The 22,873-nt window shown below is 63.0% G+C and carries 16 protein-coding genes and 1 pseudogene; 11 read left to right on the top strand and 6 right to left on the bottom strand.

The window, feature by feature from the left end; all coding sequences use genetic code 11:
• Positions 1–97 precede the first annotated feature (97 nt).
• From FEZ59_RS21545 to FEZ59_RS21525, 5 genes are all read left to right on the top strand, one after another.
• Positions 98–5,566, top strand: a complete 5,469-nt coding sequence (locus FEZ59_RS21545; protein ID WP_172933183.1) for a glutamate synthase-related protein — start codon at positions 98–100, stop codon at positions 5,564–5,566.
• A 31-nt stretch (positions 5,567–5,597) separates the two neighbouring features.
• Positions 5,598–7,370, top strand: a complete 1,773-nt coding sequence (locus tag FEZ59_RS21540; RefSeq protein ID WP_172933182.1) for a sulfite reductase subunit alpha — start codon at positions 5,598–5,600, stop codon at positions 7,368–7,370.
• 474 nt (positions 7,371–7,844) lie between these two features.
• Positions 7,845–8,306: a hypothetical protein gene (locus tag FEZ59_RS30110; protein ID WP_242459893.1), complete on the top strand. Its 462-nt coding sequence runs from the start codon at positions 7,845–7,847 to the stop codon at positions 8,304–8,306.
• A gap of 132 nt (positions 8,307–8,438) precedes the next feature.
• On the top strand, positions 8,439–10,070 hold the full coding sequence (locus FEZ59_RS21530) for an ABC transporter ATP-binding protein (protein ID WP_172933181.1): 1,632 nt from the start codon (positions 8,439–8,441) through the stop codon (positions 10,068–10,070).
• The gene (locus FEZ59_RS21525; protein ID WP_172933180.1) at positions 10,070–11,617 is read left to right on the top strand and encodes an ABC transporter ATP-binding protein; all 1,548 of its coding nucleotides are present in this window, start codon (positions 10,070–10,072) and stop codon (positions 11,615–11,617) included. Before FEZ59_RS21530 ends, FEZ59_RS21525 begins: the two co-directional genes overlap by 1 nt.
• 11 nt (positions 11,618–11,628) lie before the next feature.
• Here the strand turns inward: FEZ59_RS21525 and FEZ59_RS21520 are convergent, their stop codons facing one another.
• The 4 genes and pseudogenes from FEZ59_RS21520 to FEZ59_RS21510 all read right to left on the bottom strand — a co-directional run bounded on the left by FEZ59_RS21520 (position 11,629) and on the right by FEZ59_RS21510 (position 14,466).
• Positions 11,629–12,030, bottom strand: coding sequence for a DapH/DapD/GlmU-related protein (locus tag FEZ59_RS21520; protein WP_346343243.1), 402 nt, complete (start codon positions 12,028–12,030; stop codon positions 11,629–11,631).
• A 27-nt stretch (positions 12,031–12,057) separates the two neighbouring features.
• Positions 12,058–12,435: pseudogene (locus FEZ59_RS30455) on the bottom strand (maltose acetyltransferase domain-containing protein); the annotation flags it as partial.
• A gap of 40 nt (positions 12,436–12,475) precedes the next feature.
• Entirely contained in the window at positions 12,476–13,561 is a 1,086-nt protein-coding gene (locus tag FEZ59_RS21515; RefSeq protein ID WP_172933178.1) for an ABC transporter substrate-binding protein, read from the bottom strand.
• A 74-nt stretch (positions 13,562–13,635) separates the two neighbouring features.
• Positions 13,636–14,466 (bottom strand): SIP domain-containing protein, encoded by an 831-nt coding sequence (locus FEZ59_RS21510; RefSeq protein WP_172933177.1) that lies wholly within the window; start codon positions 14,464–14,466, stop codon positions 13,636–13,638.
• 169 nt (positions 14,467–14,635) lie between these two features.
• Between FEZ59_RS21510 and FEZ59_RS21505 the strand changes: the two genes are divergently transcribed.
• Complete coding sequence (locus tag FEZ59_RS21505) at positions 14,636–16,222, top strand: helix-turn-helix domain-containing protein (protein ID WP_060937778.1); 1,587 nt, start codon at positions 14,636–14,638, stop codon at positions 16,220–16,222.
• A 30-nt stretch (positions 16,223–16,252) separates the two neighbouring features.
• On the opposite strand, the gene FEZ59_RS21500 is transcribed toward FEZ59_RS21505, so the two are convergent.
• On the bottom strand, positions 16,253–16,567 hold the full coding sequence (locus tag FEZ59_RS21500; RefSeq protein WP_042953267.1) for a hypothetical protein: 315 nt from the start codon (positions 16,565–16,567) through the stop codon (positions 16,253–16,255).
• A 174-nt stretch (positions 16,568–16,741) separates the two neighbouring features.
• Here FEZ59_RS21500 and FEZ59_RS21495 point away from each other — a divergent pair, with 174 nt between their 5' ends.
• Together FEZ59_RS21495 and FEZ59_RS21490 are read left to right on the top strand one after the other, a co-directional pair.
• Complete coding sequence (locus FEZ59_RS21495) at positions 16,742–17,857, top strand: agmatine deiminase family protein (RefSeq protein ID WP_042953257.1); 1,116 nt, start codon at positions 16,742–16,744, stop codon at positions 17,855–17,857.
• Positions 17,858–17,893: 36 nt separating this feature from the next.
• Positions 17,894–18,466 carry a TetR/AcrR family transcriptional regulator gene (locus FEZ59_RS21490; RefSeq protein ID WP_046379538.1) on the top strand — a complete coding sequence of 191 codons (573 nt, stop codon included), beginning with the start codon at positions 17,894–17,896 and terminating at the stop codon, positions 18,464–18,466.
• Positions 18,467–18,469: 3 nt separating this feature from the next.
• On the opposite strand, the gene FEZ59_RS21485 is transcribed toward FEZ59_RS21490, so the two are convergent.
• Complete coding sequence (locus FEZ59_RS21485) at positions 18,470–19,126, bottom strand: TetR/AcrR family transcriptional regulator (protein WP_021333340.1); 657 nt, start codon at positions 19,124–19,126, stop codon at positions 18,470–18,472.
• Between the two features lie 167 nt (positions 19,127–19,293).
• Here FEZ59_RS21485 and FEZ59_RS21480 point away from each other — a divergent pair, with 167 nt between their 5' ends.
• Genes FEZ59_RS21480 through FEZ59_RS21470 form a run of 3 tightly spaced genes read left to right on the top strand, consistent with a single transcriptional unit; the run spans position 19,294 to position 22,870 of the window.
• The gene (locus tag FEZ59_RS21480) at positions 19,294–20,682 is read left to right on the top strand and encodes an NAD(P)-binding domain-containing protein (protein ID WP_020971222.1); all 1,389 of its coding nucleotides are present in this window, start codon (positions 19,294–19,296) and stop codon (positions 20,680–20,682) included.
• Positions 20,679–21,833, top strand: coding sequence for a serine hydrolase domain-containing protein (locus tag FEZ59_RS21475; RefSeq protein WP_172933176.1), 1,155 nt, complete (start codon positions 20,679–20,681; stop codon positions 21,831–21,833). The genes FEZ59_RS21480 and FEZ59_RS21475 overlap by 4 nt, the downstream gene beginning before the upstream one ends.
• Positions 21,830–22,870 (top strand): NAD(P)-dependent alcohol dehydrogenase, encoded by a 1,041-nt coding sequence (locus FEZ59_RS21470; RefSeq protein WP_172933175.1) that lies wholly within the window; start codon positions 21,830–21,832, stop codon positions 22,868–22,870. The genes FEZ59_RS21475 and FEZ59_RS21470 overlap by 4 nt, the downstream gene beginning before the upstream one ends.
• Positions 22,871–22,873: the final 3 nt, after the last annotated feature.

Genomic DNA, 22,873 nt, shown 5'->3' with positions numbered 1-22,873 from the left:
TCGAAGCAGCGACGCCCTGCCCTGACGGAAACCATGCCGTCGTATCTGCCCGGTCGATCAATCTCCGGGCAACCAGGACAGGGAGAAGGTTGCTGCAGTGAGCACGTCCATCGTCGGTTTGTACGACCCCGCAGATGACAAGAGCAGTTGCGGGGTCGGGTTCATCACGCGCAAGGACGGCGTGCAGACCCACGATGTCCTGATCAAGGGCCGCGAAGCGCTCTGCTCGGTTCCGCACCGCGGCGGTATGTCCTCCGAGGGCGTCGGCGACGGCGGCGGCGTCTCGGTGGACCTCTCCCTCCGGTTCTTCCGCAAGGTAACCGGGCGCCCCGACCTTCGCGCCGGACGCTTCTGCGTCGGCAACTTCTTCCTTCCGGACGACGACGCCCAGCATGCACGCGCTGCCGCCTTGGTCGAACGTGAACTTCTCGATCGCGGTTTCACCACTCTCGCAGTGCGCGACGTCCCGGTCGACAACTCGGCGATTCGGCCGGCCGCGATCGCGCATCAACTTCCGGTCAGGCAGTGGATTTTCGAGGTCCCCACTCCGCGTCCCGAGCCTGCGGTAGTCGATCGCCTCGTGCACGAGGCCCTGCTCGCCATCGAGGCAATCGCGTACAACACGCCTGCACTACGCGGTTTGTACCCACTGTCCCTCAGCGCGAGGACTCAGGTTCTCAAGGGCCGCTTGAACTCCGACGAAGTGATCCCGTACTTCCGCGACCTGGTCGACCCCGATCACGCTGTCCACACGATGTACTTCCACACGCGGTTCTCGACCAATACGGACCCGCATCCCACGATGGCGCAGCCGTTCCGGTTCATGGCTCACAACGGAGAACTGAACACGGACAAGAAGAATCGGCTCTCCGAAGCTGCGGTGGCGAGCGCAAAACGACGTGCGATCGTCCGTCCGCCCGGTCAGTCCGACAGTTGCCGGCTCGATCAGACTCTGGAAGCACGCGTCATCGAGGACAGCGTCGATTTGGTGACAGCTGTGGTCTCGATGATGCCCCCTGCCTGGGAAAACGACACCACTCTCTCCCCCGCAGTGCGTGCGATGTTCGAGTACTTCTCGCTGTACGAGGAGAAGAACGACGGACCGGCAGCGCTGGTGTTCGGCGACGGCACCATCATCGGCGCCCGCCTGGACCGCCTCGGCCTGCGTCCACTTCGCACGATCGAGACACACGACTACGTGTGCGCATTCTCCGAAGCCGGACAGATCGCGTTCGCACCCGAGACGGTGATTCACCGTGGACGCGTCGAGGCCGGCGGAATGCTGTACTTCGATCATCGCGATCGCCATACCTATACCGCCAGCGAAGCCCTGGAAAAGATTGCCGCACAGCGTGACTACCGGTCTCTGCTGGAGCAGTCACGAATCCTGATCGAAGACATCCCCGCTGTACCTGCGGAGAAGGTCAGCTCACCAACGCGCTACAACGGAACGTTCGAGGTTCATCAGCGCTACATGGCGTACTCCCTGGATCAGGAGAGCTTCAAATTCTTGATGGATCCGATGCTCACGCACGGAGCCGAGAAGGTATCGGCCATGGGTTACGGCAACGCCATCAACGCGTTTTCCGATCGTGAAGGCGGTGTGGCACGCTACTTCTCGCAGCGATTCGCCCAGGTCACCAACCCTCCGCTGGACAGCATCCGGGAAGCGGACGGCATGACCCTCCGGGTCGCGTTGGGCGCGAAGATGACAGCCGGACAGGGCAAGCAGATCGTCATTTCGTCGCCGATCCTCGGGCATCTGGACATGCTCAAGATCCGCGAACAGAAGCACACCCCGCATCGCCGATTCGAAATGCTCTACCCCGCCGCGGGTGACGCGCAGGCGATGGTTGACGCGATGACCGCGCTCGGCGACGCCGTTGTCGCCTTCGCAGCAGAACAGGGCGGGATCGCAGTCCTGACCGACCGGCACGTATCTCATGAGCGCGCAACGCTTCCCGCGATCATGGTCGTCGGAGCACTGAACCAACGCCTCATCGACGCAGGCCTGCGATTGCGTGTCTCTCTCATCGTGGAGAGTGGCCAGATCGAGTCCTCCCACCACGTTGCGGCTGCACTCGGATTCGGCGCTTCCGCCGTCTACCCGCTCTCCGTTCAGTTACGAGCCGAGGAGAAGTTCGCCGCTGATCCGGATGCCGCGTTCAGGCGTTTCGCGAAGGCTGCCGAGAAATCCCTCATGAAGACGATGGGACGCGTCGGCCTGTGCACTGTCGAGAGCTACATCGGCGGAGAGTTCTTCGAACCCAACTTCCTCGATACGTCCGACCCTGTTCTGCGCCAGTGGTTCCCCAACATGAAGTCACCGGTGGGCGGCGTCGGTTTCGACACCGTCGCGGTGACCTCGAAGCAGTGGCACGAGCGTGCAAGCGAAGTCGAGGGTGAAAAGGACCTGCCACTGCTCGGCCTGTTCAAGGAGCGCGCAGACGGCGCAGGGCATTCGTTCGGTACCACCGCAGTCCGCAAGTACGTCGAGCTCACCGAAGAGAAGATCGCGTTCGACAGTCCCTCCGGCACCGAACAATTCGACGCTCTTCGCTTGCTTCCACTCGGGCGACTCGACGACGCATTCCGCCTCGACGCCGGGGCCTACCGGGCAACGAGCTTCGACCGGTTGACCACCGAACAAATCGACGACTTCGACATCACCGCGGGGTACCGGGACTTTTCTACCGTTATGGCTGCGGAACGATCGCGTCGGCCCGCAGCGTTGCGCGACGTCATCTCTGTTCCCGCCGACGTCACGTTTGCGGTTACGACAGCCGAGTTCGCCGAGCAGATCAGCCGATTCTCGGTACGCGGCAACACTACGATCGTGATGCGCGGAGTCCAGTGTGAATCCGCCGCCGACGACCGGTACACGCTTCGCCTGGACGGTCCACTGGCCGGTGACAGCGCGCGAGCAAAAGCGCTCGGCGACGCTCTCTGCGCCACCTTTGCCGCCGATATCACCATTGAAGCCATCACACCGGATCTTGCGCTGAGGGCAACCGGCATCGGGGCAGAGTTCCTGTCCAAGCTGAGGGTCGCACCGGCAGGTGTTCCTCTCTCCGCGGTACAGAGCGCCAGCGACATCACCCCGAAGTTGGCGTCGGGTGCCATGAGTCATGGCGCACTGAACGCTCCGGCGCACGAAGCCGTCGCACACGGCACGAACATGGTCGGCGCGATGTCCAACAGCGGCGAAGGCGGCGAACACCTTTCGCGCTACAACACGATTCGTGCGTCGCGCATCAAGCAGTTTGCATCCGGACGCTTCGGAATCTGGGCGGGATACCTCGCCGACCCGATGCTCGAAGAGATCGAGATCAAACTCGGCCAGGGCGCAAAACCCGGTGAGGGCGGGCAGCTTCCGGCCGCCAAGGTCACCGTCGACATTGCTGCTGCCCGCGGCGGAACGCCCGGCGTCGAACTGGTATCGCCGCCGCCGCACCACGACACCTACTCCATCGAGGACCTCGCTCAGCTCATCCACGACTGCAAGGCAGCGCGCATCCGGGTGATCGTGAAGTTGGTGTCCTCGGAAGGAATCGGCACCATCGCCGTCGGTGTCGCCAAGGCCGGCGCCGACGTCATCAACGTCGCCGGAAACACCGGTGGCACCGGCGCCGCTTCGGTGACCAGCCTCAAGTACGCGGGTCGTGCGGCCGAGGTCGGTATCGCGGAGGTCCATCAAGCTTTGTGTGCCAACGGGCTTCGCCAGAAAGTCGTTCTGCGATGCTCGGGCGCGCATCAGACCGGCAGCGACATCATCACTTCCGCGCTACTGGGCGCAGACAGCTTCGAGTTCGGTACGTCTGCGCTGATGATGATGGGCTGCGTCATGGCCAAGAACTGCAACATCAAGTGTCCGGCCGGTCTGACCACCAACCCGGAACTGTTCGACGGCGATCCCCGCGCCATGGCGCAGTACCTTCTCAACATCGCTCACGAAACTCGGGAACTGCTCGCGAATCTGGGAATGCGATCCCTTCAGGAAGCGCGGGGTCGAACTGATCTCCTGCATCTGCTCGATCACCCGTCCATCGTCGGCAATCTGAAACTGGACGCGATGTTCGAGTCCGCCCCGAACATCACCGTCGACAATCCCGTGTACCTCGAGCGTGAGTACGCGCTCGACGAGAAGATCATGGACGAGGTTCGCACGGTGCTCTTCAACCGTGGCGAGGCCTCGGTCGCCGTGTCCGGACCTGAATTCGCCGAAGGTGCACTGCACCTGGGTAACCGGAACAAGAGCGTCGGTGGGCAGTTGGCGATCGACCTCGAACGCGAACTCAACTACGGAGCGGCCGGCCTTCTCGCTCCGGGGGTACTGACTGACGAGCGTGGGCGACGATATCTGGCTCCGGGCAGCGTGCGCGTCCTGACGACCGGATCTGCTGGCCTGTCGTTCGGCGCATTCTGCAACGACGGCATGCACCTGGAACACACCGGGACATGTAACGACGGTGCGGGAAAGAGCATGAGCGGCGGCGTGATTGCCGTGCGCAGCCCAGGCGGCGGCTCCAGTGACGCCGGCGGAAACGTGTTGATCGGCAACTTCGCGCTCTTCGGCGCCACCGGCGGACGAGTGTTCGTCGAAGGTGAAGCAGGCGATCGCTTTGCAGTTCGCAACTCCGGCGCCAGTGCTGTCGTCGAAGGTGTCGGCGACTTCGCCGGCGAGTACATGACCAACGGTGCTGTCGTGAATCTCGGCGAGTTCGGCAAGGGTGTCGGCAACGGCATGAGCGGCGGGTTCTTCTACCAGTACGACCCTCGCGGCGAACTGGCACTGCGAGCAAGTACCGATTCCGTACTGCTGGGTTCGATCACCGCTGCGACCGATCCTCTGGCCGCCGTCCACAACCACGCGGTACAACTCCTGCTCGAACTGCATGTGGAAGCAACGGGATCCGCACTCGGAACCCGACTGCTCGAGAACTGGGAAGTCGAACAGCACTCGTTCGTCTACGCCATGCCCAAGGCATTGATGCTTTACCAGGACAGCGATGCAATCCTGGCTGCGAAGTCGCACAAAGAGCTTCTCGAAGAATTGGCGTCCGCCATCGCAGCACGTCAGGTCCGCACGTTCAAACTCGCAGTGCGCGATGGGCGCCCCGCACTGAACGGAGCAGTCCCCGCCTATGGCGAGACCGATACCGCGACAATGTATGCGCTGCTCAGTGCGTACACCGTGCTTCACTTCGCACAACAACTCGCCGCCGCCCGCACGCCGGGTGCGTCCGGACCCGACGATCCAGCAGTGCAGAAGGCGGCCCGAAACCTGGTGCTGACCGAGGACTTCGCCCTCGTCCAGCACTTGGTCAAGTACTCGAAAGAGATTCTGGCCGGCTACGACGACGAACAGTTGGCTGCGTTGATTGCAGCCAAGCGCGTCGACGACTACAAACAGGCGCTGAGCCTGCGCAACGTGTTAGCCATGGACAGCCCGGCGACGTACGGCTGGATTCTGTTTCAAGACAACAAGAATCGGGACAAGCTCGGATCACTGCCGAACTTCGACGAACTGTTCGCTTCGCGCACGATCCCCGACCTGGTGTCCTGACCTCCTCCCCCGAACGTAGGTGAGCTTCAAAATGGAAATCCCGTACATCCCCGAATACGCACCGTTCAACGGCGACCAACGCGCGTGGCTTTCCGGATTCCTGGCCGGTCTACACTCACGAACTGTCATGCCCGGTCAAACCGGTGCTGCAACAGCGACAGTGGAGAGAACTGCCGGCGCAGCAGTGCACATCCTCTACGGAAGCCAGACCGGCAACGCGGAGTCCGTGGCCGAAGACGCGGCCGCAGCTGCTCGTGCCCACGGTCTCGAACCACTTGTCGCGGGTCTGGACACCGTGGATATCAATGCACTTTCCGCCATGCGCCGGGTGCTCGTCATCACCTCCACCTACGGCGAGGGCGAGATGCCTGACAACGCGCAGCTGTTCTGGGATGCAGTCGAATCCGAGAGTGCGCCCAGGCTGGAGGGTCTCTACTTCGGAGTACTCGCACTCGGTGACACCAGCTACGACGGGTACTGCCAGTCGGGAAAGAACATCGACGCCCGATTCGAAGCACTCGGCGGGTCCCGGGTTGTCGACCGCACCGATTGCGACGTCGACTACGAGGATCCGGCGGCCGAGTGGATCGTTCGGGCGGTCGCTGCGGTAGCCGGTGTCGACGGTGATGCGGGGGCCGCTGCCTCGCCGGTTGCGTCCACTCCGACGAAGACCAAGTCCCAGTGGACTCGCAAGAACCCTTATCCTGCAACCGTCCTCGCCAACCGACTGTTGTCCGGCGAGGACTCCGCCAAGGAAGTCCGCCACTTCACCTTTGCGCTCGGCGAGGACGGTCTGGACTACGAGGCCGGAGATGGATTGGGCATCCGCCCGATCAACGACCCCGCTCTCGTCGAGGCGATCATCCTTCAGCTCGGTGCGAGCAGTGACTACGTCGTCACCGCGAAGGACGGCTCGTCCGCACCGTTGGACCAGGTGTTGACCAGCGACTACGAGATCTCGATTCCCTCGCGCGATTTGATCGAAGACATCGCCCGACGCAGCGGCGACGCCGAACTGCAGCACATTCTCGACACGGAAGATCGGGAAGCGCTCGATGCGTGGCTGTGGGGCAAGGACGTTCTCGATCTCCTGCAGTTGGACAACAGCATTCGATTGAATCCCGAAGATCTGCTTGCACTTCTGCGCCCGCTGCAACATCGGGTCTATTCGATCTCCTCCAGCCCGCTGGCCCACGACGGCACCGTGCATCTGACGGTAGCGAGTGTGCGCTACCGCTCGGGCGAGCGGGACCGCGGCGGCGTCTGCTCGACGTACCTGGCGGACCGCGTCGGCGAGGGAGATCGGGTCGGAGTTTTTGTCTCCAAGAACAATTCGTTCCGCCTACCTGCCGATGACACTGCTCCCGTCGTGATGATCGGACCCGGCACCGGTATCGCACCCTTCCGCGCTTTCCTGCACGAGCGTCGCGCACGCAACGCGTCGGGGCAGAATTGGCTTTTCTTCGGCGATCAGCATCAGTCGAGTGACTTCATCTACGAGGACGAGTTGAACGGTCTGACCCGTGACGGTGTCCTGACGCGTCTCGATCTCGCATTCTCGCGTGATCAGTCCGAGAAGATCTACGTCCAGACTCGTATGCGTGAACAGGGCCGAGACTTGTTCGACTGGCTCGAAAACGGTGCGCACGTGTACGTCTGCGGCGACGCGACCCGGATGGCAAAGGACGTCGACGACGCGTTGCACGAGGCGGTCGCCGAGCACGGTGGGTTGGATGCGGACGCCGCCGAGGATTACGTCAACAACCTCAAACGATCGAAGCGGTATCTACGGGATGTCTACTGAGATGTGCCCGCACCGTGGCGAATGCCGTTGCGCGGCTTTGGGGCGCATGTCGGACCTGGATGCACTGCTTGCGCGTCCGGGTTTCCGCGGCGGACTGATCGACACCGCACCTGAGGTAGTCGGCAAAATGTTGCCGCTCTTGGACGACGCCGTAGCAATCACCGTTGCAGGTCCGGTGGCTGTCAACGACTCGGGCAAGTACGCCGTTCCAACAGTTCCCGGCGATCCGTTGGTCTGCACGCCCGGACTCGTCTCTCTACGTTTGAACCCTTCTACCCTCGGTTCGGTGGTGACCACTGACGCAGAACTGCACCTGCCCCCGACGCTTCGGATGTTCGATACCCACGGATCGAGTTCACACACGACGTATTTGACCCCGACCTCGGATCGTCTCGCCTTCGAAGCGATGCGAACTGCGCCCAACACTGCGAGGGAATCAAGCACTCCCGTCCAGACATCGAATACTCCCGCCTTTTGGGCCGAGGCCGATCAGCTGAGCTCGACTTCATCCTCGCGGACAGCGGCACCGAACGTCGTAGCGGCTTGGTCGCTCTGGGTGCCCTCGGCTACCGGAGAATCGATCCTCACCTCATGGCTGCCGGGATGGAGCACCTGTCCTACCATCAACTGCCCGTCACGACAGTCGTCGCCGGCAACGGCTGCCTGCAGATCCACCGCGGTGATCTCGACGCCGCAGCCATGTTCGGCGGGACATTGACTCTAGCCTCGGACACCTGCCGAACGATGATCGATCTGAACGGCGTCTCGGAGTGTTGGCTGACCCGCACCCACGGAGTGCACGGTTTGACGACGTCTGTCGAGGTGTACGACTTCCGCCGCAAGTGCGTAGCCGTGTTCACTCAGACTGGCCCAACCGAATCCGCGGTCATGAGCGTATGGGAAGACGTCATGAGTTCCATTTCGGCCGCATCCTGAAGACCGAAGTACGACCCATTCGGGTGTAAGAAATCGGCGCATCGCGATAACTGGACGTGACGACCGAAGCCTAGCCTTGGGTTTCGGTCATTTGTCGTGTCTGCACTCGGACGCTGATTCAAGGAGTTATCCATGCCCCGCCCTCTCGTCGAACCGTCGCTGGTCCCGGCTTTGCGCCCGGCGCTGCCTGCATTGGCCGCCGGGGTGCTCGCGGCGGCAGCGTCGGGGGTCGCGATGCTCGGTGCGCTCTGGAGCGTCGTGCAACTCATCGGTGAACCGTCGATGACTTGGGCCGGGTGGGCATGTGGGCTGTGGCTCACCGGGGTAACGCTCGCGGCCACGTCTTCGTGGCTCTCGCATCACGCCGAGTCGCTCTTCGAGGCCAGGCTTCGACGCCAGCTCGCAGCTCATCTCGTTCGACTGCCCGCAAGCACGCTGTCCCGCTACAGCGGAGACGCACTGAGGAGGCTCGTTTCGGATGACATCTCGGCGCTGCACCATATGACTGCGCACCTACCGGCCGAGTTCGCGACACTGATCGTGGTCCCGGCGGTCACGATCGCGGTACTGGTTGCCTCAGCCGGCCCCGTAGCGCTTCTCGCTCTCGCTCCCGGCATCGTGGCAGCACTGTTCTACTTGTTCGTAATCCCCAGAATGGCCGCTCGGCACAGCGCCGAAAGTGCGGATGTCATGGGCGACATCGTGACCGCCGTGGACGACTATGCCCGCGGTATCCACGTCTGCCGGATCTACGGCGCGCAGACCGGCGCTGCCGCCGACTATGCAGAATCGACAGCACGGTTCACCCGGGGAATGCAGGAGCGCGTTCGACTCGTGGCTACCCCCGCGGCCGTCGCGGTTGCCCTCATGCAGGCGACGGCGACGTTCGCGATCGCCTATGCCGTCGGATATCGCTGGGATGCAACGACATTGGCCGCCACTATTCTCTTCAGCCTCGCAATCGTGACACCGGCCCTGCGGCTCGGGCACGGCCTCGACTACGTCGCGGCTGGACGCGCTGCTGCAGTCCGGCTCGCCGCTGCCCTGGACGAACCCACCCTCCCTGCCGGTGAAGCACTCACCCTTCCGGCGTCGAGTCCCTCCGACCGCCTGGAGATCGTCGACCTGACTGTCATGATCGCGGACCGCAGAGTCGTCGACGGCGTCACGCATGCATTCCGCCCAGCCGCGATCACTGCGATCACGGGACCGAGTGGAGCGGGCAAGTCGACGCTCCTGAAAGCACTGGCCGGCTTCGAGATCCCGGAACTCGGTACCGTCCGCTACGCGGGCCAGAGCGTCGTCACGATCGACGAGAACCTGCGGCCACAGTCCATTCTGCTCTCCCCCCAGGGCGCAGACGTGTTGCCGGCCACGGTGCGCGAGAACATCGCACTGGCCGCCCCCGATGCAACGGACGCGGAATACACCGCCGCACTACGCCGGGCACAGATCGACATCAGCCTCGACACCGACGCCACTTCACTCTCCGGAGGGGAACGTCAGCGAGTCGGGCTCGCTCGGGTATTCCTCTCGCCCGCAGCAGTACTGCTGCTCGACGAGCCGACCAGTGCGCTCGACGATCGGACAGCGGCCGAACTGCTGAAGGAACTGCGCCACTTCGCGCACGCTGAAGGGAAGACGATCGTGATCGTCACCCACGACCCTGCTCTTGCAGACGACGCCGACGATCGACTCGACCTCGACAGTCCCAACTCGCACAACGCCGCCACGCGTAATGCCGCCCTGACTGGAGCCGAATAATGAACAGCGCCAATGCAGCCCGTCGCCGCTTGATCACCATCGGATTCGGTTGGGTGTCCGTTGCTGTCCTCGAGGCGATCGCGTACACCACCCTCGCCCTCTCGATCGCTGATCACCGGTCGCCGGTTCTCGTGCTGGCCACGGCCGCAATCGCTCTCTTCGTGACCGTCCTGGTCTCGCGGGGTGGTTACTTCACCGGGGCTCGACTCGTCGGCGATCTCTACGATGCGCTCGGCGACGCCTTCGCCCGCACCAAGCTGTCGTGGTTCACCGACGACAACCGGGCGCTGCTCGCCACCGTCGCCGGGCGCGGAATCCCGTCACTGATGAGCGTTCCCGCGCACCAACTTCAGACCTTCCTCGTTACGCCGCTGATACCGCTGCCCCTACTTCCTGGAGTCGCGGTCGTCGCGGGGCCCGGCGTCATGCTGCTCGTCGGCGGACTGCTCGCCGTGTCGCTCGCGGCTCAGACGCTCGCCCAACGCGCTCTCAGCCGAGCGGACGCGCGCCGGCACGAGGCCGAACTCGCAGCAACGCAGTCGACTCTCGAGCTCACCGATCATCTCGAATTACTGCGCACGGCAGCCGGTCCCACACGTTCCGTCGAACGTATCGAGCGAAGTTGGCGGGATCAGGAAACCGCGCTTGCACGGACCAATCTCGCCGCGGCACCAGCGACATTCATCTCGGCGATCGCCACCATTGTGCCGCTGGCAGGCGCAGTGATCTTCCTCGCCGCCACCGGATTCGACGATCCCGCAGCCGCTCTCGCGCTCGTCATCCTCACCGCCCGCGCCGCTGCCCCGCTCGACGAACTCGCTCTGGCCGGAATCGGAGTCAATGAACTGCGTGCAACGGTTCGCGACTATCGCGCCGCGACTTCGGCTCCCGCACTACCCGAGCCCGCGTCCCAGGACGCCGCGCGCCCTGTTGGAACTGACATCAAGGTCGTCGCAGTGGACCACGCTCCGGTTCTGCGCGGCATCAACGCGGAGATCCCCGCCGGGGAGCGTGTTCTCGTCGCAGGGCGCTCGGGTACGGGGAAGAGCACCCTTCTCGGACTGCTCATGCGCTTCGACGACCCGGACGAAGGCAGCGTCACTCTCGGCGGAGTTTCATTGCGCGACTTGCCATACGACGACCTGGCTGCTCATATCGGCTACGTGCCACAAGATCCACTCGTGTTCTCGGGCACGCTCGGTGAGAACATCGGACTGGGAAGACCGGGTGCTACCGAAACCGAGATCGAGGAAGCCGCCAGGCGCGCTGTCCTTGGCGCCGTTCTCGACCGCTCGACGCTCGGCATTCATCAGGACATCGGTCACCAAGGATCCGCTCTCTCCGGTGGCGAACGTCAGCGGGTGGCGATCGCTCGTGCCTTCCTCAAAGACGCTCCCGTCCTGGTACTCGACGAGGCTACTTCGGCTCTCGACGAGGGCACCGAGCGCCGCATCGCCGGCGCCGTGCGGGAATTGGCGGCTACCGTCTTCGTCGTCACCCACCGCGACCCCGCCATCTGGGAGCCCACCCGCACGATAACGCTCTGACATCGCAAGCCCTAGTGCTCGCGTTGCAGTCCTTCTACTTCGGCAGGTGTACGACGGACAACCCTTGCAGGCGATCCAGCAGCAACGACGTGATCGGGAATGTCATGCAAAACCACACTTCCGGCACCGATCACGGCGTTATGACCGATCGAAACTCCTGCACCGACGGTGACGGAGGCACCGAGCCACGTGTTCTCGCCGATGACGATCGGAGCGGCTCGCTCCCATCCCTCGCGGCGCCGTCGATGATCATCGACAGGGTGCAACGCTGTCATCAGCTGGGCTCCAGGCCCGATCCTCACGTCCGCACCGATCGTGATCAGCGCATCATCCATGAAGAACCCGTTCGCGTTGACGAATGCGTTGGCTCCAAGCCGAACGTTGTGTCCGTAGCTGCATTGGAACCGCGGCACCACCAAAGCTCCGTCACCTACCTCACCAAAAAGGCTAGCGAGAGCCCGTGAGCGGACAGCGTCGTCGTCCGCCGCAGCCCCATTGAACGAGTCGAGTCGACGCCAACACTCAAGCCGCCGTTCCCGCAGCTCGTCATCATCGAGATACCACTCGCCACGAGCAAGACGATCCGCCTGTTCTCCCACCCGCGGATCGTCGCACACCGCGCCACCGCACTCCGACTGGGCACACCGCACCCCATCGAGCGCTATAACAGGGAGGCTCCAATGCAGCCCGGACGGCGAACGAGATCGCACACCTTTACCGCCGGACCGATCACCCCAGGTTGCGCGGCTTTTTTCGTTCCATCGGTGACCCCAACCCGGGACACCTGCTGTACGAACAACCCGTCGCCACACAATCATGTGGCGACGGGTGAGTGCTTTCCGTTCTCCAGTTGTCCGTCTACAGCTTCGCGCTGATGAGCGGCACGATATGTTCAGCCGCCCACGTCGTTCCGATCGGGCCACCGCTCGTGATTGCCCACAGAACATCCCCGCCGTCGGCGGTGCGAGGAGGCAGGCCAACCCAATGACCGGAGGACACAGCGCCGAGTGCTTGGAAGAGCTTCCCGCCGGTCAGCTTGTCGAAATCCTCTTCGCTGCCAGCGGCGCTGCGGCCGATCAGCAGGAAGTCCGCATCGATGTTCTCGAGAAGTTCCTCTCCGACCGTGCTCTGGGTGACGAACTCCTTCGCACGCGGATTCTCGGCGAAACCAAGCTCACCCAGGAATGTTGCCGGCGCCGAACCTGGCGCTGAAAGATACTGCAGCCCATTGCCCGTGCCGTAGAAGATCGCCCAAGTCGCAGTCAGACCCGCGAGTTGCGGGTTCTCCTCACGCACTCTGGCGAAGTACTGATCATGCTCTGCCACAACCTTTTCAGCCGCATTCGAGAGATCGAGGGTCTCGCCCAGAACACGGATCGACTCCTTCCACGGCACGAGCATCCGCGACTTCGTGTCGGGGCTCGTCACCACCGGTGCGATGGAGGACAAACGCTCGTAGTAATCGCCCATGGACAAACCACCCAGGCCGTCAGCCCAGCCGACGGCGACGATGAGGTCCGGTTCGCTCGCGGCGATCGCTTCGACGGGAAGTGTTCCACCCATCGCGAACTCGAAGGTGTCGAGATTCTCTGCGTCGTAGGGCAACAAGTACGACTGGGAAGCCGATTCCTTCACCATCGACGAGGAGAGGACGGGTTTGACGCCCAGCGCGAGGAGCATTTCCGTGTCGACGGCATTGGGCACGATCGCGGCGATCCGCTCCGGTCGCTTCTCGAGAATACTTGTACCGTATGGCGATTCCAGGGTCAGCGGGTAGGTGGTCGTTCCTTCCGCAGCGGGCAGGGCGTTCCCCTCCGAACCGGGAGAGGATGCCATTTTCGAGTCTTCGGCCGAGGCCGAGCACCCGGTTACGAGGAGCGCTGCGGCGAGCGCGGCCCCGATCAGTCCGGTGATCCGTGATCGTCTGGTGCGCAGGACTGTCATTTCTGCCTTTCGGTGTTATCGAGCACTTTCGGTGTTGCTGAGGTGAAGGGTGTTGGGTGAGCGATGGAGCCAGGTCAGGAATCTGCACGCACGGCCCCGCCGCGTTTCCAGTAGCCGGTGAAATCGATGTCAGTCTTCGCAATTCCTCGATCACGAATCAAATGACGCCGAAGCGAGCGAACCGTCGCCTGTTCGCCTGCAAGCCAAGCGAATACGCGTCCGTCAGGCCATTCGGCAGCACTGACCGCGTCGAGCAACAAAGTAGTGGCGCCGGGCTCGGCCCCCTCGCGCGGCAACCACGTGACACTCACCCCGGACAACTCGCGCACCGATTGGATGTGAGCCGAGTCCGCAATTTCGACGAACACATGCCCCCTGGCATCGGCGGGCAATTCCTCGAGCAGACGTGCGATCGCCGGCAACGCGGTCTCGTCACCGACGGCCAGCAGATACTCGTGATCTTCCGGGAGTCCCTTCGATACAGAGGGGCCCGCGATGTGCATTCGGTCGCCCGGGCTGGCGTCCCGCGCCCAGGTGGTAGCCACTCCGTCGCCGTGAACGACGAAATCGACGTCGAGTTCCCTTGTTTGCGGATCGTAGCGGCGCACGGTGTATGCGCGGGCAAGCGGACGGCGCCCCGCAGCGAAAGTCACACTGCCGTCGACCATTACCGGCAGGACCGGGTCGGTTTCGCCGGGGTAGGTGAACAGCAACCGGATGTCGTCGTCGAAGCCCGTACTCGCGAAGGCGGGTTCGGCAATTCCGTCGGCGTTGGTGAAGGTGTCGAGTTGGGCTCCGGTGAGCGTCACTCTCCGCATGCCCGGCGTCACCTCTGTCACCCGATGTACCTCGAGTTCACGCAAGGTAACGGGGTACGCCGTTGTCGGACGGGTGTTTCGGGGCACGGAAAGTCTCCTCGGAAGCGCACAGACGGGGGTCCGGCCCACGTTCGCACGACGGGAGGGCCAATAAATAAAGCTAGCCTGCCCTAATCAGTTAGGGTTATCCGTGCGTGCCGACTTCTTACACTCATCGGTCGGCTGGAAGAGAATGCATCGACGTCGGGAGGGCATCGTGGGACCACGGCTGGTGTTCCCCGCAGGCGAAGTCCCCGAGATCCCCGCTGCTCGGCTCGCCTCGACCGCGAATGAACGCGAGCCACTGCTGTTCTGGGTACATACCGGGCGCGCAGAATTGCAGATCAGCGGCCGTACCCGCAGTGTGACTGCGGGGGCGGCAATCTGGGTACCGGCGGGAATCGCGTACAGCATCCGGGTCGATCCGGGCGCGGTCGCATTTCCCATCCCACTGCCCGCGGCCGACCTGCCGCCCGCGTTGAACCGGGTCATCGACTTCGAGATCCCAGCAGACTGGCAGGACTGGCTCGTCCACCAATTCGCGCACAACTTGGGATTTCTTCGGGGTGAGACGGCAGCGGGAGCCGGACTGATCGAGCTTGTCGCGGGTGTTCACTCCGACGGGGACGACAACTCCCCGTCATACTCGCCACCGCGCTTGCCACGCTCGGCCGAAACCCTCGAGATCGCACGCACGCTGCTGCGGACGCCATCCGACGACACCGAACTTTCCCGGTTCGCCCAGCAACTCAAGATCGGTGTCCGCACCCTGCAGCGCCGATTCACCGAGGAAACGGGATTGTCATTCGTGCGCTGGCGTACTTCGGCCCGGATCGCGGCAGCGACCTCATATCTGGCCGCCGGCCGCGAAATCGGCTGGACGGGTAGCCAGGTCGGCTTCGCGACACCCGCGGGCTTCACCCGCGCCTTCCGAGAACACACCGGCATGACACCCACCGACTACGCACGCGCCAACCGGCGCCCGACGCCGCCCCGTGAAGACGAGACCCTGGCACAGGGCGTTGCATTGCTGTCCGAAGAAGGCGCCCGGTCAGGATCGGCACCAGCACCCCCGACGATCCCCGCAAGTGGAACGTGGGCACGGGTCAACGACTTTCACGTCGTTGTCTGGATCTACCGAGGCTCCGCCCGGGTCACTTTCGGCGACCGAACCTGGAATCTGAGACGGGGTGACGCGATGTGGCTTCCCGCTGGAGTGCGCAACAGCGTCGAGATCGCCGAAGGCTCTTTGTTACTTCCCCTCGGATCCCAGCCGGGTGCCTCTCCCGTCACCGCACCGCCCCCACGTGTGCTGCACTTCGCGCGCGAAGCGCAGGCGTATCTGCTGCACACGGTGGTCGCGAATTACACCCACCTGCGCCCCGAGATCCACGACCCCGCCCGGATCGCGAGGCTGATTCGAAGTGCCGCGGCAGCACCCCTACCCAGCGGCGATCAGGCCGATCCAGTCGAAACGATCCTTGCCGCACTCCGGGAGAACCCCGCCGATTCGCGCACGCTGCCGGATTGGAGCGCTCGGCTCGGCGTCGACGAGGACATGCTCCTCAAAGACTTCGTAGCGGCCACCGGCCAGAGCTTCCCGCGCTGGCGCGGTCAGTTGCGGATGACCCTCGCCCGCGCTTATCTCGAGGAGGGCCTCGCGGCCGGAGAGACTGCCCGTCGACTCGGATACGCGCACGCGTCCGGATTCACCAAGGTCTTCATCGCGGCTCACGGCATGTCGCCCCGGGACTACCAGCGCCGCGGATGGCGAGGAACGGTCGAAGGACTCATCGACTCGTGACCTTCCGTCGGATAATTCCTTCAGTTCCCACTACACGAACAGTGCGGCAGCCATTCCGGCAAAAACCAGCGAGATGGCAAACAAGTAGAGACGCAGAATACTGCGGTACCTCTTGCGAGCATGCTCCACTTCATACGAGCTACTCAGCGTTCGGAAGAGAACTATGAGCATCAGAGCGACGGCTGTGAACAGTGTGACCACGATGACCCAGTCCGTCGTGGTTTCCACTGGCGCTTTGCCGTCGTCGCGAATTGCCCACTGAGCCAAAAAGTTCAATAAGAACCCCAAGATGATGCCAAGCGAAGTCACCATCGGCTGGCGGGTATCCCGAATGTCATCGTTCATGATCACTACTTTCTTGACTAAATTTTCAGTCAGGAGCTAGTCTCTGTGCAAGCAAGTGAGCGCCAGACGCACCTGGTGTGATCGAACAGTAGCTGGATGTTGCCCCACTCGCGCGCGATGAACAGATTTCTCGAAGACCACACGAGCCCGCGAGAAGCAGAAGGAGTCACCGCAATGCACAGACGTCGGTTCATACAGGCAGGCGCAGCCGCGCTCAGTGGCCTCTTCCTGGCAGGTTGCGGCGATTCCGACTCAGCCTCGGGCGGGAGCAATGGCAGCGACGATCTTCGCGAGTGGGTGATGCCGGAAGAGGGCGATCCGCACAAGCGCACCTGGATGGCGTTCGGCGCCAGTGAAGCGATCTGGGGAGCCGCCCTCCTGCCCGAGGTCCAGCGCAACCTCGCGACGATCGCGCAGACTATCGCGCAGTTCGAGCCCGTCTCGATGCTTGTCCGTTCCGAGGAACTGGACTTGGCACGAACCCTCGTCGGCCCATCGGTCGAACTGATCGCCGCCCCTCTCGACGACCTCTGGATGCGCGACACCGGCCCCGTATTCGTGAAAGGCAACGGGACCAAAGCGGGTATCGATTTCAACTTCAACGGTTGGGGCGAGAAGCAGGATTTTGATCAGGACGGCCAAGTCGCAGCGTTTGTCGCCGCCCGCGCGGGAGTCGAATCATTGCCTACCGACCTGATCCTCGAAGGCGGCGGCATCGAGGTCGACGGCGAAGGAACAGCCATCATCACCGAAAGCTGCGTCCTCAACAACAACCGCAACCCGGGATGGTCGAAGTCGGACGTCGAAGCCGAACTCGGTCCCCTGCTCGGCCTCGACAAGATCATCTGGCTACCGGGAATCGCAGGCAAGGACATCACGGACGGCCACACGGACTTCTACGCCCGCTTCGCGCGACCAGGCGTCGTGGTCGCAGGCCTCGACACGGATCCGGAGTCCTTCGACCACGACGTGACCGCACGCCACCTCGAGATTCTCGAGAACGCGACCGACGCCCAGGGGCGGAAGCTGGAAGTGGTTGTTCTCGAGGCACCTGTTTCGATCAGGCCGCAGTTCGAATCAGATGATTTCGCAGCCGGATACATCAACTTTTACGTGTGCAACGGAGCAGTCATCGCCCCTGAATTCGGTGATCCCGAGGCCGACCAGGCTGCCAGAAGTGAATTGGAGCGCCTCTTCCCCGACCGTCGCGTCGTGCAGATCAACATCGACGCCATTGCCGCCGGTGGTGGCGGCATTCACTGCACCACCCAGCAGGAACCTGCGGACTAGAAGCCCGTCCCGACCACCCTCGTAGAATTCGGACTCGTGTCGAACCGTCAAACGGAAATCTTGGAAGCGGCAGTCCGCGTCATCGCCCAGCACGGCGTGCGCGGGCTGAGAGTGGAAACGCTCGCCGCCGAGGCGGGGGTGTCGACCGCGCTGATCTACTACCACTTCCAGAACCGCGCCGGTGTGCTGCGCCGGGCCCTCGATCACATCAACGATCGCGCCGCGCTGTACACCGAGGATGCCTTCACGGAAACAGACCCGCGCGCGCAGCTCGACCAGATGCTCCTGCTGGAGTTTCAGAACTCGCCGAAGATTCGCGAAAACAGCATTGCATGGGGCGAACTTCGGGCAAGCGCCGTCTTCGCAGACGAGCTACGCGAATCACTACGTACCACAACGCAGAAATGGGCAGACGACGTCGAATCCTTGATCCGGCAAGCTCAGGACGTCGGCCTCGCTGATCCGAAGGCAAGCCCGGCCGACGCCGCCGAACGACTCACTGCACTGGTCGAAGGCCTGAGTGAACGCTGGCTGAGCGGCTCGATTTCCATCGAACGAGCAAGAGAACTCCTCATCGGTGCGATCAGCGTGGAGATCGATCCGAGCTAGCCCCTACCGCTCGTCGCCGCCCTTGGATTCCGGCGACAGGGCCGGGAACCAGATGTCGGTCAGAACCTCGGCCGCCTGCATCCGAGTCACGTCGATCGTCCCCTGCACGGCCCAGCGTGTGAAGAATCGCTCCAGCTGGCTCACGAGCAATTCGACGCGCAACCTCGCCTCGTCATGCTGTTCCACCGGCCACCGACCCAGATACTTGGGCATGGCATTCGGCAGTTCGGTCATACCGTCTCGCGCTGTCTCGCGGAACTCCGGTTCGAGTGCCACGGCCTCGTCCCACGCCGGCAGCAGGCGCTTGTTCTCGTCGAACCAGTCGAAGGCACGCTCCAGCCATGCGGTGAACTCCACGCGAGAGTTCGTGTCGAGGACCCGATCGAGATCGATGTAGAAAGCGAACGCACTCGCCGCCATCCCGGCCGCGCCGATCGTCTTGAGCATCTCCACCTTGCTGGCGAAATGCACGTAGAACGTGGCTCTACTGCATCCGACGACCGAGGAGATGTCGTCGACCGTGACAGCCGCGTATCCCCGTTCCTCGAACAGAGTGCGTGCGGCGTCCACGAGTTTGGCCCGCGTCGCGCGTTTCTGCTCGTCGCGAAGGGTTCCCCGCCTGTTCTTCGGGCCATCGGTAGTCGTGCTCACGTCGCCCACCTTGCTCGCATTTCGACTTCCTGGCAAATCACCGACTCACCGTCATCAAAAAACATTGCGTCATTCATTGACACATCGTCAGCGAATGGCGCACTATGACTCAAGTCACTTCTCGGGCTTCGATTCTTCTTCGCGCACGCCCGAGACAGAACAGAAAGCGATGGCGAATGAGCCCCTCCCCCTTGCCGAGCGTCTGCATCATCGGCGCCGGGCCTACCGGAATCACGACGGCCAAGCGAATGAAGGAATTCGGAATACCCTTCGACTGCTACGAAGCGTCCGACGAGGTCGGCGGAAACTGGTACTACAAGAACCCCAACGGAATGTCGGCCTGCTACCAGAGCCTGCATATCGACACGTCGAAGTGGCGCTTGGCATTCGAGGACTTCCCGGTCTCTGCCGACCTTCCCGATTTCCCCCACCATTCCGAACTCTTCCAGTACTTCAAGGACTACGTCGAGCATTTCGGCCTGCGTGAGTCGATCATCTTCAACACCAGTGTTGTTGCCGCAGAGCGTGATGCAAACGGACTGTGGACCGTCACGCGCTCGGACGGCGAAGTCCGTACCTACGACGTCCTGATGGTCTGCAATGGTCACCACTGGGATCCCAACATCCCGGATTACCCAGGCGAGTTCGACGGCGTCCTCATGCACAGCCACAGCTACAACGACCCGTTCGATCCGATCGACATGCGCGGCAAGAAAGTAGTCGTGGTCGGAATGGGGAACTCCGGCTTGGACATTGCTTCCGAACTGGGGCAGAGATACCTCGCCGACAAACTCATCGTCTCGGCGCGCCGCGGCGTGTGGGTGTTGCCGAAATACCTGGGCGGCGTGCCGGGAGACAAACTGATCACCCCGCCCTGGATGCCTCGGGGGCTGCGCCTGTTCCTGAGTCGTCGATTCCTCGGCAAGAACCTGGGAACCATGGAGGGCTACGGACTACCCAAGCCAGATCACCGCCCCTTCGAGGCACATCCGTCAGCCAGTGGCGAGTTCTTGGGACGCGCCGGGTCCGGCGACATCACCTTCAAGCCGGCGATCACCAAACTCGACGGAAAGCAGGTTCATTTCGCCGACGGCACCGCCGAGGACGTCGACGTGGTCGTCTGCGCCACCGGCTACAACATCAGCTTCCCCTTCTTCGACGACCCGAACCTGCTGCCGGACAAAGACAACCGATTCCCACTCTTCAAACGCATGATGAAGCCCGGAATCGACAACCTCTTCTTCATGGGACTCGCTCAGCCCATGCCGACGCTCGTAAACTTCGCCGAGCAGCAGAGCAAGCTCGTCGCGGCCTACCTCACCGGTAAATACCAGCTGCCGTCCGCGAACGAGATGCAGGAGATCACCAAGGCCGACGAGGCGTACTTCCTCGCCCCCTATTACAAGTCACCGCGCCACACCATTCAGCTCGAGTTCGACCCGTACGTCCGCAACATGAACAAGGAAATTGCCAAGGGCACCAAGCGTGCCGCGGCCTCGGGGAACAAACTACCTGTTGCGGCGCGTGCAGCAGCACACGAACTCGAGAAGGCGGATCGCGCATGAGCACGGTGAACGGTCACTGCAACAACGAGTTCGAAGCCGTCCGCACCGCCTTCGAGGCGCAACTCGAATCCGGTGAGGAGTTGGGTGGCTCCATCGCCATCACCGTCGACGGAGAAGCCGTAGTAGACATCTGGGGCGGATACGCCGACGAATCCCGTACCACTCCTTGGGGCCCGGACACCATCGTCAACACCTTCTCCATCACCAAGACCATGGCGGCTCTGTGTGCGCTCCTGCTGGTCGAACGCGGCCAATTGGACGTGTACCAGAAGGTTGCTCACTACTGGCCCGAATTTGCGGTAAACGGCAAGGAAGACATCGAAGTTCGCCACCTTCTGTCGCATACGTCTGGCGTCTCCGGTTGGGAGCGCCCGATCGAGCTGAAGGACATCTACGACCTCGAGACGTCCACCGCTCGCCTCGCTACCCAGAAGCCTTGGTGGGCCCCAGGTACGGCGTCGGGCTATCACGCGATCAACTACGGCCATCTCGTCGGTGAAGTCATTCGTCGCATCGACGGTCGGACCCTCGGCAGGTTCTTTGCCGAAGAGCTAGCCGGTCCACTGGGAGCCGACTTCCACATCGGCACGTCCGCAGAGCATTTCGGTCGAATAGCCACCATGGTTCCGCCGCCCGCGTTGGAGTTCGACCTGTCCACGCTCGACCAGGACAGCATCTTCATCAAGACCCTGACCTGCCCACTGCTCGACTACCCCGAGGTCAACACCGCGCCCTGGCGGGAGGCCGAGATCGGCGCAGTCAACGGCCACGGCAACGCACGTTCTATCGCTCGGATCCAATCCGTGATCTCGAACGGTGGTGTGCTCGACGGCCAGAAGCTGCTCTCGCAGAGCACCATCGACCTGATCTTCGAGATCCAAGCCGACGGTATCGACCTCGGGATCATGACTCCGCTCAAGTTCGGCATCGGATACGGACTGCCGCACCCGGATACCGCACCCCTGGTTCCCGACGGACGCGCCTGCTGGTGGGCCGGTGTCGGCGGCTCGATGCTGGTCAACGATCTGGACCGCCGGATGACTTTCGCCTACGTCATGAACAAGATGGCACCCGGTCTGATCGGGTCCGACCGCAGCAACGCCTATCTGAGCGCTGCGTACAACTCCGAGATCAGCGAGGTCAGTTCATGAAGGCAGCTCAGCTCATGGGGCCTGGTCTCCTCGAGATCAACGACGTGCCGATCCCCGAGATCAGTCCATCGGAACTGCTGATTCGGGTGGGCGCAGCGGGAATCTGCCACTCCGATCTGCACCTCCTGCACTTTCCGTACAAGATGCGCGAAGAACCGCTGACCATCGGCCACGAGATCGCCGGCACCATCGAAGCCGTCGGGGCCGGCGTGGACGGTCGGTCCGTCGGGGAACGCGGTGTCGTCTACCTCTGTTGGTCGTGTGGACAGTGCCGAGAATGCATGAGCGGCAACGAGAACATGTGCCTCGCCGCTGGACGCACCGCGATGCCGCCCTGCCCCGGGCTCGGTCCCGAAGGCGGGATGGCCGAGTACGTCAAGATCCCGGCTCGCTCCTTCGTACCCATCGGAGACCTCGACTTCCTGCAGGCCGCACCACTCGCCGATGCAGCACTGACGAGCTACCACGCCATTCGCGGCGCACGCGAACATCTCCAGCCCGGTGCCACCGCCGTCGTGATCGGCGTCGGCGGACTCGGTCACGTTGCAGTACAGATACTTCGGGCAATCAGTGCCGTGCGCATCATCGCCGTCGACGTCGGACAGGATCAACTCGATCTCGCCAAACGTTGCGGCGCCGACATCACGCTCGAATCGGGACCGGACACCGCGCAGCACATCCTCGACCTCACGTCGGCCAGAGGCGCAGAAGTCATCTTCGACTTCGTCGGTATCGACGCAACTGCACAGATGTCCGTTCAAGCGGTTGCGCCGAGCGGCGCGTATCGCATGGTGGGTCTCGGAGGCGGAAACCCGGGAATCACAGCCGAAGCTGCCGGCGGACCGGGCTGGCCGTGGGGCGCATCGATCCGGAAGTCCTATGGCGGCACCAGAAACGACCTCGTCGATTCCATCGCCCTGGCACAGGCCGGTCTGGTAACGGTAGAAGTAGCCCGCTTCGACCTCGCTGATGCCCGCGACGCACTCGACCGTCTCGAACACGGCAAGGTCACCGGACGCGCAGTGCTCGTACCCTAATCT

The sequence above is a fragment of the Rhodococcus sp. MS13 genome, assembly GCF_013277835.1.
GTDB lineage: Bacteria > Actinomycetota > Actinomycetes > Mycobacteriales > Mycobacteriaceae > Rhodococcus_F > Rhodococcus_F erythropolis.
Note: the sequence above shows the minus strand (reverse complement) of the source record. Positions and strands in the feature narration are given on the sequence as shown.